The 11,952-nt window shown below is 46.7% G+C and carries 9 protein-coding genes and 5 tRNA genes; 10 read left to right on the top strand and 4 right to left on the bottom strand.

The genetic code is table 11. The features are described from left to right. Nucleotides 1-309: 309 nt before the first annotated feature. Nucleotides 310-2,700, bottom strand: coding sequence for an EAL domain-containing protein (locus CWB99_RS18360; protein ID WP_171045389.1), 2,391 nt, complete (start codon nt 2,698-2,700; stop codon nt 310-312). Between the two features lie 210 nt (nt 2,701-2,910). Here CWB99_RS18360 and pyrC point away from each other — a divergent pair, with 210 nt between their 5' ends. Next, on the top strand, nt 2,911-3,954 hold the full coding sequence (pyrC, locus tag CWB99_RS18365) for a dihydroorotase (protein WP_138551572.1): 1,044 nt from the start codon (nt 2,911-2,913) through the stop codon (nt 3,952-3,954). Between the two features lie 89 nt (nt 3,955-4,043). On the opposite strand, the gene CWB99_RS18370 is transcribed toward pyrC, so the two are convergent. Further along, entirely contained in the window at nt 4,044-4,874 is an 831-nt protein-coding gene (locus CWB99_RS18370) for a substrate-binding periplasmic protein (RefSeq protein ID WP_138551571.1), read from the bottom strand. 128 nt (nt 4,875-5,002) lie between these two features. Between CWB99_RS18370 and CWB99_RS18375 the strand changes: the two genes are divergently transcribed. Further along, nucleotides 5,003-5,413 carry an FHA domain-containing protein gene (locus CWB99_RS18375; protein ID WP_171045390.1) on the top strand — a complete coding sequence of 137 codons (411 nt, stop codon included), beginning with the start codon at nt 5,003-5,005 and terminating at the stop codon, nt 5,411-5,413. Between the two features lie 14 nt (nt 5,414-5,427). Here CWB99_RS18375 and CWB99_RS18380 read toward each other — a convergent pair whose 3' ends face one another. Beyond that, on the bottom strand, nt 5,428-5,979 hold the full coding sequence (locus CWB99_RS18380) for a GNAT family N-acetyltransferase (RefSeq protein WP_138551569.1): 552 nt from the start codon (nt 5,977-5,979) through the stop codon (nt 5,428-5,430). A gap of 133 nt (nt 5,980-6,112) precedes the next feature. Further along, a complete protein-coding gene (gene folD / locus CWB99_RS18385; RefSeq protein WP_138551568.1) occupies nt 6,113-6,967 on the bottom strand; it encodes a bifunctional methylenetetrahydrofolate dehydrogenase/methenyltetrahydrofolate cyclohydrolase FolD in 855 nt (284 codons plus the stop codon). 396 nt (nt 6,968-7,363) lie between these two features. Here folD and CWB99_RS18390 point away from each other — a divergent pair. The 8 genes from CWB99_RS18390 (at nt 7,364) to clpX (ending at nt 11,844) form a co-directional block, all read left to right on the top strand. Next, a tRNA-Pro gene (locus CWB99_RS18390) sits at nt 7,364-7,440 on the top strand. A 71-nt stretch (nt 7,441-7,511) separates the two neighbouring features. Further along, nucleotides 7,512-7,588 (top strand) — tRNA-Arg (locus CWB99_RS18395). 22 nt (nt 7,589-7,610) lie between these two features. After that, a tRNA-His gene (locus CWB99_RS18400) sits at nt 7,611-7,686 on the top strand. A gap of 19 nt (nt 7,687-7,705) precedes the next feature. Next, nucleotides 7,706-7,782 (top strand) — tRNA-Pro (locus CWB99_RS18405). Nucleotides 7,783-7,801: 19 nt separating this feature from the next. Then, a tRNA-Pro gene (locus CWB99_RS18410) sits at nt 7,802-7,878 on the top strand. A gap of 333 nt (nt 7,879-8,211) precedes the next feature. Continuing rightward, a complete protein-coding gene (gene tig, locus CWB99_RS18415; RefSeq protein WP_138551567.1) occupies nt 8,212-9,519 on the top strand; it encodes a trigger factor in 1,308 nt (435 codons plus the stop codon). 281 nt (nt 9,520-9,800) lie between these two features. Continuing rightward, nucleotides 9,801-10,418 (top strand): ATP-dependent Clp endopeptidase proteolytic subunit ClpP, encoded by a 618-nt coding sequence (clpP, locus tag CWB99_RS18420; protein WP_054017318.1) that lies wholly within the window; start codon nt 9,801-9,803, stop codon nt 10,416-10,418. Nucleotides 10,419-10,560: 142 nt separating this feature from the next. Further along, complete coding sequence (clpX, locus tag CWB99_RS18425; RefSeq protein WP_138551566.1) at nt 10,561-11,844, top strand: ATP-dependent protease ATP-binding subunit ClpX; 1,284 nt, start codon at nt 10,561-10,563, stop codon at nt 11,842-11,844. The last annotated feature ends 108 nt before the right edge of the window (nt 11,845-11,952 follow it).

An 11,952-nucleotide genomic window follows, 5' to 3' on the forward strand; every position in this document is an offset into this window, starting at 1 on the left:
CTTGGCATGCTGACACGATACACTCAGAGATTTTCGTATATCTCGACGCAGTGTGCCCTCAACTTAACAGTTAAAAGGATTCAATGAGACAACCAATACAACAGGCGTTGCTAAGGGTTTTCACACTCAGTGAATTATGAGGCATGAAAGAGACGTATTGTGGTCGGTTAACTTGTCTCAAAACATTGCCGGGTTTGAGTTTGCCGGGCCGGTCTAATAGGGGGTGAGTGACATAATCAATTTAACATGCGTCAAAACGTTGAGAGCCATACTGGCTTAATGTGTGTAAGCCAGTCAACCAATGCCCCCTCAGGGGGCATTTTTCATTGCGACCTTAATCTGCCCTGTTTGTAGAAAGGCCAAAGCCTGTGAAGCTTTAAGAGGGTGAGAAATTAAAAAGCCTTGTCCGTACTGACACGATTTGGTACTCAACAGCTGAAACTGGTGTTGAGTTTCTATGCCCTCTGCCACAACTTCCAGGTCCAGTGATTTTGCAAGCGATAAAATGGCGTCAACCAGCGGGTTTTCTTCATCTGTTAGTTGATTAATAAAACTCTTGTCGATTTTAAGTACATGAATAGGTAGCTGGTGCAGGTAGCCAAGTGCGGAATATCCGGTACCAAAGTCGTCCAGATACAGCTTAACGCCAAAAGGTGACAGGCCATTAATAACCTTGGTAGCCAGGCTAAGGTTTTCAATCAAACCAGATTCAGTAATCTCAAGGCTGAGTGCCCCTTGGTTTAGTTGGTAGGTTTGATATAGAGCTGCAATCTGCTCAACAAATTCCAAACTGGCAAAGTGACGTGAAGAGACGTTGACGGTCAGGCTGATGTCCTCAAAGCCGGCTGCCTGCCACTGCGCTACTTGTTTTGCCGCCAATGCAAGTAAGTGTAAATCGAGGTCGATAATTTGACCTGTCTGTTCTGCGATGGGTATAAAGTCGTCAGGCGTGACCAGGCCATTTTTAGGGTGGTGCCAGCGCACCAGAGATTCGAAACTGACGACCTTGGGGTGAGTGAGAGTAAAAATGGGCTGATAATATAGCTCAAACTCTCCGTTCTTAATCCCGTTTTGTAGATCGTTTTCTATATCAGCCTGCTGTTTTAGCTTCTTACGCATCTCATTATTGAAATAGCGGATCTGGCTGCGCCCCGCAGATTTAGCTTCATACATGGCTGCGTCAGCCTGTTGCAGCAAGGTAATGGCGTTGTCTGAGTCGCTGGAGGTAAAGGCGACACCAATGCTGCTTGAAGCCTGCAGCAGGTGGCCGTCGATATGAATGGGTTTGGCGATGGCTCCCGTGATCCGCTCCAGGGCTAGTTCGACTTGGTGTTTGTCACTAATATTTTCCATAAAAATGGCGAATTCATCCCCTCCCAGGCGCGCAAAGGTGTCAGTTTTTCGAATACAACCTCGGATAAGATCAACAATGGCCACTAAAAAGTGATCGCCGACATCGTGCCCCAGCGCGTCATTGATGCTTTTGAAGCGATCCAGGTCAAGATATAACAAGCAATGCTGCTGTGCAGACTGACTCCGTCCTAAAGACAAAATGGCATGTTTAATCCGCTCCAGCATCAGGTAGCGATTTGCCAGACCTGTTAAGTCATCGTGCAGTGCTCTGTGCTCCAGTGCCTGGCGGGCAAGGCGTCGGTCGATGGCCATGCTGAGCTGTCGACTGATGTAGGTTAAAATGGCTTTATGATGTTGGCTGAATGCCTGGTCGTTGTCATAGCTTTGCAATACTACGACGCCCTGATATTGGTCATTGACGACAAAGGGAACACCGAGCCAGGAGCGTGGCGAGCGGCCGACCATTTTAAAGTTCTGCTGCTTTACATGCATTAAAAATTGCTGATGGTCACACAACAAGGGTTTTTGTTGCTTGATAATGTAATAAGAGGCAGTGTGCTTTATCTGCTCTTTGGAGACTTTTTGGTGGGCACTGCATTTAACGCCTGCCTCAATCAGATAATCTATCTCCAGGACATCAAGCTGGGTGTCGTAAAGACCGATAAAGCAGTTTTCCGCCGGTAATTGTGAGCAAATGATGCCATAGAGCTCATCATAAAAAGCGTCTAAATTGCGTGACTGATAAGTGATATTCGCGATTTTCAGCAAGCACTTTTCCAGTTGTTGTGCCTGGTGCAGCTGATCTACAGTGGCTGTGAGGTGGTCCAGTGTCCGCACCTGATGAATTTTGGCGCTGAGCAAATGGGCAACGGTAGAGAGGATCTGCAAATGCGCTTGTGTGAAGTAATCTGGTTCTGGGTGCTCACAGTCAATCACACCCAATAAGGTGTTTTCATACACCAATGGCACGCATAGTTCCGATAGCGCTGGCCGGGCGTCGGCTATGTACATAGGTTCAAGAGCGACGTTCCCAGAAAGAAAAGGTTGCTTAGTACGCGCAACGTGGCCTGTGATCCCCGCAGCAAAAGGAATGCGTTGTTGGCGCACTTCATGGCCAATGTCTTTGTGCACCACCCCCATACTGGCAACGACATCCAGAAATTGACCCGCAGGGTCGCTAAGATAAATAACACAATCAACAAATCCTAATCGGCTTACTACCTGGCTGGTCACATAGTCAAAGAGCTCATCCAGGTGTGTGATCTGCAATAGCGACGATGAAAACTGGTTGATGATGCTTAACTGTTCGGTTTTTGATTCTAGTTTTGCTTCTGACAGTATTGGCATGGCATGGGCCTGATTACTTAATCTTCGACCATGTTAACGCTCTTAAATCATGCGTTACAGTCAATGTTGCAATTAAATTGCTATTTGCTGTAAACCTGATGACACTTTTGCGACATTGCGGACGCCAAAGCATGTCGGGTTGGCCTTAAAAACTTTACTAACCTGCTGGCTCGGCCTATGATCGGGCAAATTCAGTAGTGGGAAAGAGCAATGACAAGTAAACAGACCTTAACAATCACTCGTCCGGACGACTGGCATGTGCATCTGCGTGATGGTGCGGTACTCGTTGACACTGTGCGCGACATCAGTCGCTATATGGGGCGTGCTATTATCATGCCTAATCTGGTGCCACCGGCGACTTGTACACAAAGTGCATTGGCTTATCGGGAACGTATCCTCGCAGCACAACCTAAAGCGCAATTTGAGCCGCTGATGGTATTGTACCTGACTGATAATACCAGTGCTGAAGAGATCCGAGCTGCAAAAGCCAGTGGACACATAGTTGCTGCAAAGCTATACCCTGCTGGTGCAACTACCAATTCAGACTCAGGTGTGACTGACGTTGAAAATATTTACCCTATCCTTGAAGTGATGCAGGAAGTGGGTATGTTGCTACTTGTGCACGGTGAAGTGACGGACTCTTCGATTGATATTTTCGATCGTGAAAAGGTATTTATCGACACTAAGCTTAAAAAGGTCGTCGATGCGTTTCCCAAACTGAAAATCGTGTTAGAACACATTACCACTCAGGATGCGGTCGAGTTTGTTGAAGCGGCACCAGATAATGTTGCAGCGACAATTACTGCGCATCATTTGCTGTACAACCGTAATCACATGCTAGCTGGTGGCATCCGCCCTCACTATTACTGTTTACCGATATTGAAGCGCAATACACATCAGCAAGCACTATTGCGTGCCGCGACCAGTGGCAGTAAAAAGTTCTTCCTGGGCACTGACTCTGCACCGCATGCCAAAGATAAAAAAGAAGCAGCTTGTGGGTGTGCTGGTGCCTACACAGCCCATGCCGCTATTGAGCTGTACGCGGAAGCATTTGAAGAGGCCGATGCACTGGATAAGCTAGAAGGTTTTGCGAGTCACTTTGGTCCGGATTTTTATGGCTTACCACGTAATACAGACACCATTACGCTGGAGAAAACCAGTTGGCAGGTACCAGAGTCTTACCCTCTGGGGGATACTCAGGTTGTGCCAATCAAAGCGGGTGCTAGCGTCGACTGGCAGGTTGTCGCTGAATAAACACGAGATAATATATGACAAGGCAGCTGAGGCTGCCTTTTTTGTACAAGTTGATACCGTGCAACCTAAGTGGCTATGCCACGTTTTAGTCAAGGATGCGTCGCTTTTTGTAAAATGGTATTCAAGGCTTCATCCATTTTTGCGATAAAGTCAGCTTTAAATGGGTATTTTCCTTCGTACCCTTTCAGGTAGCCGATATGGGCACTGCGGCTCAGCACCACACGATCTTCGACAAATGATTGCGCTGTTAATCCGGGCAATTGGTCTTGCAGATCACTAATGCCAATCAAAGTTGAAAGCCTGTCGTTGATGTAGCAGTCGATTCTTTTTTTAAATAACTTGATGATGTTAGCGCGGGTGTTCTTATTTTCCCAGACAGTAATGTGTCCAGTTTTTCTTGCTTGTTTGAGCGCATCGTCGAGGATCAAAAAGCCTGCGTTCAGGCCGATATTAATTGGTGCAAGCTCGCTGTCACGCTGAGTGATATTTTGTAAAGTAATACCTGGGTTGCAAAACGCCACGACCTCCTCTTGTTTAAGCGCGACCGAGTAAGGCCAGATATAGGGGCGTGTGTCAAGATGGACATAAGGTGGCATCAGTGCGAATGCTTCACCATGCTCTAATGCCGCTACGCCTCTTTTCCAGGGAATGGGGCGTAGCTCAACCAGGTAATCCTCCTTGATGAGTTTCGCGGCCTCAAGGATAAGGGTGGGATAAATCCCGACCAGTTTGCCATCCTGAACATAAGAGTAGGGTGGGTAGCTGTCGTCAGCCAAAATAGTGACTGGTATCGGGCTCGTGGCACGTACAAGAGCACTCGTAAACAAGCCACATAATACCAGCAAGCGCACCGTTTGTATGAAACCTGAATACGCGCGAAGCAGGTTCTTGCATTGTCTTGCCTTAAGGACTTCTGACACAGCTGTATTTCCAGCGGTAAATCTTATTTTAACTTTAGATAATATTTGTTCAGATGCCAGTGTTGGGCTGGTATGGAGAATTAATATTGCAAGCTGTGCGAAGTGTAAGGCGGCGTAATGTCATCATTATGAAGTTACGATTACACTCTCATGCTCAGGAGCTGGGTATTTCTTCTTCCCGAAATACGCTCTGTAGCAGGATTCGACGTCAGGATACTCAGATAGGCACAGGCATGGCACATCTTTTATTAGCACAAACCAATGATCACATTCTTCTCAAGTCTCATCACCGTTTTGGTCGCGCAGAGAGTGGGGTCGACACTCAGGTGTTAGGGATTGAAATCTCACGTCACCATGCTGTAATTGTCTGGACAGGAACGCATTGGACGCTCAGAGACACCAGCAAAAACGGTGTGTTCGTGAACCAGCTTAAAATTTCACCTGATATAGATAGAGTGCTTAACCTCGGTGATGTGATCACTTTTTCAGACTTACACCCACATAGCTATATTGTGAGTTCCCTAAACCCGCCCGGTTAAATCTGACTGGTGCTTTAAAGCTTGCGGCCCATGACGACAAATTGAATGTCAGGAAACAAAATGCCGGCCTGGGGCGGTAGCAATGCATCAAAGTGATGCGCCTGCATCGCAGCAACCCGTGCAACAGGACAGTCTAATACAATACACCGACACCCCAATTTTTTAGCCAGCATCAGGCGCGTTTTAATCAGCTGATTGGCTAACCCTTGGTTTCGCCACTGTGTGGCAACGGCAAGCCGTCCCCAGGTTGCCAGTGGGGTAGCCAGCTTGTCCTTAAGTGGTTGGTAAAGTTGTTGTTCAGGTAAATGTGCCAGCTCAGTGCATAGATTCATTCTGGCTGTGGCGATGATATTACCCTGATGCTCTGCCAGCCAGATATATGCTTCACTATCTGCGCTCTCAAGCCAGGAATCGGGTGTTACGCAGTGACTGATGGTATGTCCCTGCTCGCGCCATATTGTGCTGCGAAACTGACCCAGCCTGAGTTTGTCTGTATCGTTAAGTGTGCCCGGTGCATAACATTGTAGCGAATAGGCGTGCAGCTGAGGTTGGATGAAAGCTGTCATTATAGTCCTTTATTGAGAGCAATAACGGCTCAATAGTAGACCAAATTTTAGAACGTGCTAGGTTTTATTCGAGGCTAAACAAATGACAAGACGAAAGGGCAGGCAGGTGCTGTGCGCACCTGCTATGGAAGCATTAGCTATGATAGTTTTCGCAAGCTTCAAGTGTATTTTCAATCAAGCTGGCAACGGTCATAGGTCCAACACCACCTGGGACAGGGGTGATAAAGCTCGCCCGTTGTGCTGCGACGTCGTATTGTACATCGCCTACCAGCTTGCCAGATTCTAGGCGGTTGATACCGACGTCAATGACCATGGCACCCTCTTTGACCCACTCACCCGGAATAAACTCTGGCTTACCCACGGCAACAACTAGCAGGTCCGCGCGTCTCACGTGTGCTTCCAGATCTTGGGTAAATTTGTGACATACCGTCGTCGTACAGCCTGCCAGCAACAGCTCCAGTGACATTGGGCGACCAACAATGTTCGATGCACCAACAACAACAGCATGCATGCCTTTGTACCTGACACCAGTTGAATCCAGTAGCGTAATGATCCCTTTTGGAGTACAAGGGCGTAGTGCTGGCATACGTTGTGCCAGTCGTCCGACATTATAAGGGTGGAAACCATCAACATCTTTGTGAGGGTGGATACGTTCCAGCACTTTTTCGGCATCTAATCCGTCAGGCAATGGCAGCTGAACCAGGATACCATCAACGTTTGGATCCTGATTGAGCGTGTCCACCAACTCCAGTAATTGCTCTTCACTTGTGTCTGCGGGTAGATCATATGACTTAGATACGAAGCCTACTTCTTCACACGCTTTGCGCTTTGAGCCAACATATACCTGGCTGGCGGGGTCCTGGCCAACAAGCACAACTGCTAGTCCTGGCGCTCTGAGCCCCTGATTGATCCGCGCTGCAACGCGGGTGGCTACGGTATTACGAACTTGTTTCGCAATGACTTTACCGTCGATGATGTTTGCCGTCATGACTGACCTTTAAATTTAAGGGTTAATTACTTGAACGATTATAGAGTGTATTAAAGGGGGATACTCTATTTATTGGGGTTCACTGAGTCATCTGTATCAGCATGAGGGCTTGCTCAGGACTGAGTACCGAAAAACTTAGGAAGCCGGCTACTATTTTCGCAAAAATCCCCCAAATAGCCAAGCTGGATCCGACACTGGGTATCTTTATTACCTCCGTGTCAGGCAAAATTGCTGAAAAACCAGTCGCCTTGTTATATAAATTAAACGTTTTGCAGTAAAAATAGTCAGTTGGCATGATTTCTAAAAAAAATGTTTGACCTCATCCAGGCAAATCACTATTATGCACCCCGTTGTCAACGAGGGGCTCGCAAGAGAAACTCCGAGAATAACAAAAATCGGCGATTAGCGCAGCTTGGTAGCGCACTTGGTTTGGGTCCAAGGGGTCGCAGGTTCAAATCCTGCATCGCCGACCACTTTTATTCCTTACGGAATTGAAGTAATCAACGAAAGTTGGTGGTACGCACGAAGAAGCATTCTTTGCGCCGCGCCCGTAGCTCAGTCGGATAGAGCAACGGCCTTCTAAGCCGTCGGTCGAAGGTTCGAATCCTTCCGGGTGCGCCATTTTAAATCCACATTTGTAGTGGCGGCTGTAGCTCAGTTGGTAGAGCCCCGGATTGTGATTCCGGTTGTCGCGAGTTCAAGCCTCGTCAGTCGCCCCATCTACAAAACCTATATGTTCGGCGATTAGCGCAGCTTGGTAGCGCACTTGGTTTGGGTCCAAGGGGTCGCAGGTTCAAATCCTGCATCGCCGACCATCTTCAAAAAATACAAATTCGGCGATTAGCGCAGCTTGGTAGCGCACTTGGTTTGGGTCCAAGGGGTCGCAGGTTCAAATCCTGCATCGCCGACCATCTCTTCTTTTCTCTATTTTATTAAAATCTTGCTTTATCCCTTTATTTTTGCCCCCTGTAGCATCAATTATTTGCTGTGATTGCTCGACTCTCCCGTTTTATAGGTTATAATGCCGCGTCTATTATTTAACATAGCGCCCTGTCTGGGCAGGCAGCAAGTCTGACGGGGATCAGCACTGATTCTAAACATCAAATGTAGGGGTGTTTTTTGCGGTGGTTTACTCAATCAAGATTGGGTAGATATGATGCTCTGCTGTCATCTGATCTGATAAAAAGTCGGCTTGTTTGTAAGGAAGGCGCGTAGTCGCCAAAAATGAAAATTGAGGTTATATCATGCAAGTTTCTGTTGAGACGACTCAAGGTCTTGAGCGCCGTCTGACTATCACAGTTCCAGCTGAGAACGTTGAGACTGAAGTAAAAAAACGCTTACAACAACTGGCTAAAACACAGCGTATCGACGGTTTCCGTCCGGGTAAAGTACCAGTATCTGTTATCAAAAAGCGCTACGGTGCAGCGGTAATGCAAGAAGTTGCTGGTGAACTGATGCAACGCAACTACATCGAGGCAATTGTTTCTGAAAAGATCAATCCTGCTGGCGCACCTACTTTTGCTCCTAAGTCACTGGAAGCGGGTAAGGACCTTGAATTTGATGCGACTTTTGAAGTTTATCCAGAAGTTGAACTGAAAGACCTTGAAAAGATTTCAGTTGAGAAGCCTGTTGTTGACGTAACAGAAGATGACCTGGCTAACATGCTGGAAACTCTGCGCAAGCAACACGCAAGCTGGACTGAAAGCGATGCAGTTGCGGGTGAAAAAGACCGTGTAACAATCGACTTCCTGGGCACTGTTGAAGGTGAAGAGTTTGAAGGCGGTAAAGCTGAAGACTTCCCACTTGAACTGGGTCAAGGTCGCATGATCCCTGGTTTCGAAGATGGTATCATCGGTAAGAAAGCAGGCGAAGAAGTGGTTGCTGACGTGACTTTCCCTGAAGAGTACCACGCTGAAAACCTGAAAGGTAAAGCGGCTCAGTTCAAGATCACTGTGAAGAAAGTTGAAGTTCAGGAGCTGCCTGAGCTGACTGACGAATTCGCAACTAAGTTCGGTGTAGCTGAAGGTGGCGTTGACGCACTGAAAGAAGAAGTAAAGAAAAACATGACGCGTGAACTTGGTCAGGCTGTAAAAGCTCAGATCAAAGATCAAGCGATCAAAGGTCTGCTAGAGACCAACGAAGTTGACGTGCCTAAAGCACTGATCGACCAAGAAATCGACGCGCTACGTCAGCAAGCTGCACAGCGTTTCGGTGGCGATGCTAAGAACATGCCTGAGCTTCCGGCTGAGCTGTTCCACGAGCAAGCAGTGACACGTGTTAAAACGGGTCTTCTGTTAGGTGAAGTGATCAAAGCGAATGACATTAAAGTAGACGATGCAAAAGTTGAAGAGCTAATCGAGACTGTTGCTTCTGCTTATGAAGATCCAACTGAAGTTGTTGCTTACTACAAAGGTAACGACCAACTGATGCAGCAAATGCGTAACGTTGCAATGGAAGAGCAGGCAGTAGATGCGATTCTGGCTGCTGCTCAGGTTGCTGATGTTGAAAAGTCTTTTGACGACATCATGAACCCACAACAGGCGGCTCAGTAAGCCCTTTTGATCTCGTCAAAGACGAAATTATTGACTTACTGTTAAGCTAACGTTTAAATGGCTCGTATTGCTCTGTGTTTTGCAGTGCTGCGAGCCATTTTTGTTTATTTGCTCAAAGCAACACGGTTGTGTGTATACTTTTGTTTATCAGCGTCTCATGTGTAAACTTATGTCTATAAACTCCCAGTCAATTGAGTAAACGAATATCGCTTGTCTTCCCGATGAGATTGACAGGTGCCAGGTTTTGCAGTGCACTTCCCTGTTTATAAGGAATCTATAAAATGAATGACGGTATGTTTGATCCTCTAAACGCTTTAGTCCCAATGGTTGTTGAACAAACAGCAAAAGGTGAGCGTTCGTATGACATTTATTCTCGTTTGCTCAAAGAGCGGATCATTTTCTTGACCGGTCAGGTTGAGGACCATATGGCAAACTTGATCGTTGCTCAACTGCTGTTCTTGGAATCAGAAAGCCCCGAAAAAGACATCTATCTCTACATTAATTCTCCAGGTGGCTCAGTCACGGCAGGTATGTCTATTTATGATACGATGAATTTTATTAAGCCAGATGTCAGCACTGTGTGTGTGGGGCAAGCGGCAAGTATGGGCGCATTTTTGCTGTCTGGTGGCGCGAAAGGCAAACGTTACTGTCTGCCGAATTCACGTGTGATGATCCACCAACCTCTCGGTGGCTTCCAGGGCCAGGCGTCCGACTTTGAAATTCACGCCAAAGAAATCCTGACGATCAAAGAAAAACTCAATCGTCTGATGGCTGAGCACACGGGCCAGCCTTATGAAGTGGTTGCGAATGACACCGATCGTGACAACTTTATGAATGCAGAACAAGCCGTAGATTATGGCCTGGTTGATGCCGTTCACAGCAGCAGAAACATCAAGTAATCTATTTGGGCCAGGGACATTGTGAGATTCGTTAGATAAATGCACCTGGCCCGGCTATGCTAAAGGCAAATTTCTTTGGTATAGTTAAAATATGTATTGTGTTATCTAAGTAGATAACTGACCAAAATTAAGAGGTAGCTGAATGTCAGACACTCCTACAGACGGCGACAAGAATAGTAAGCTCTTATACTGCTCATTTTGTGGTAAGAGCCAACATGAAGTACGCAAGTTGATCGCTGGTCCGTCAGTGTACATTTGTGATGAATGCGTCGAACTGTGTAACGACATCATTAGAGAAGAAATCAAGGATATAGCGCCGCAACACGATTCGTCTGATAAATTGCCGGTACCAAGAGAGATCCGAAATCACCTTGATGACTATGTAATCGGCCAGGAGCATGCTAAAAAAGTGCTGTCGGTTGCAGTGTACAACCATTACAAGCGTCTAAAAAATCAGGGTCTTAAAGGCGATGTTGAGCTGGGCAAAAGTAACATCTTGCTGATTGGTCCAACGGGTAGTGGTAAAACACTCCTTGCAGAAACGCTGGCGCGCTTGCTGGATGTGCCTTTCACTATGGCAGATGCTACCACGTTGACTGAAGCTGGCTATGTGGGTGAGGATGTTGAAAATATTATCCAGAAGCTCTTACAGAAATGTGACTACGACGTAGAAAAAGCACAGCGTGGTATTGTTTATATCGACGAAATCGACAAAATTTCGCGTAAGTCAGATAACCCGTCAATTACACGGGATGTATCAGGTGAAGGGGTGCAACAAGCACTACTAAAACTGATTGAAGGCACTGTTGCATCGGTTCCGCCACAAGGTGGACGTAAACATCCGCAGCAAGAGTTTTTGCAGGTAGATACATCAAAAATCTTGTTTATCTGTGGTGGGGCATTTGCTGGTTTAGACAAAGTGATCGAGCAGCGTAGCCACACTAACACTGGGATCGGATTTGGTGCGCAGGTTAAGTCATCGGACAGTGCACGTTCGTTGAGTGAAACCTTTAAAGATGTTGAGCCTGAAGACTTGGTCAAATATGGTCTGATCCCTGAATTCATTGGCCGTTTACCTGTGGTTGCTACTTTAGCTGAACTGGATGAAGACGCCTTGATCCAAATCCTAAACGAACCTAAGAATGCATTAACCAAACAGTATGGTGCATTGTTCAAAATGGAAGGGGTTGAGCTTGAGTTCCGTGAAGATGCGCTCAAAGCGATTGCGCATAAGGCCATGGAGAGAAAAACGGGTGCCCGTGGATTACGTTCCATTGTGGAAGGTGTACTGCTGGATACCATGTATGAGTTACCTTCGATAGAAGACGTGAGTAAAGTTGTGGTAGACGAAACCGTGATTAAAGGTGAGTCGGACCCGATTTTAATATACGAAAATAACAATCAGGATAAAGCAGCGTCGGAATAGCGGCCTCGTTTTATCGCAAAAGGAGCCTCAGGCTCCTTTTTTTGTCTACAGTTTGGTAGTACCAGCAATCTATAATACTAATTTCACTTAATACCTGTTCAATTTGAC

It is taken from the genome of Pseudoalteromonas rubra (assembly GCF_005887095.1).
Lineage (GTDB): Bacteria > Pseudomonadota > Gammaproteobacteria > Enterobacterales > Alteromonadaceae > Pseudoalteromonas > Pseudoalteromonas rubra_E.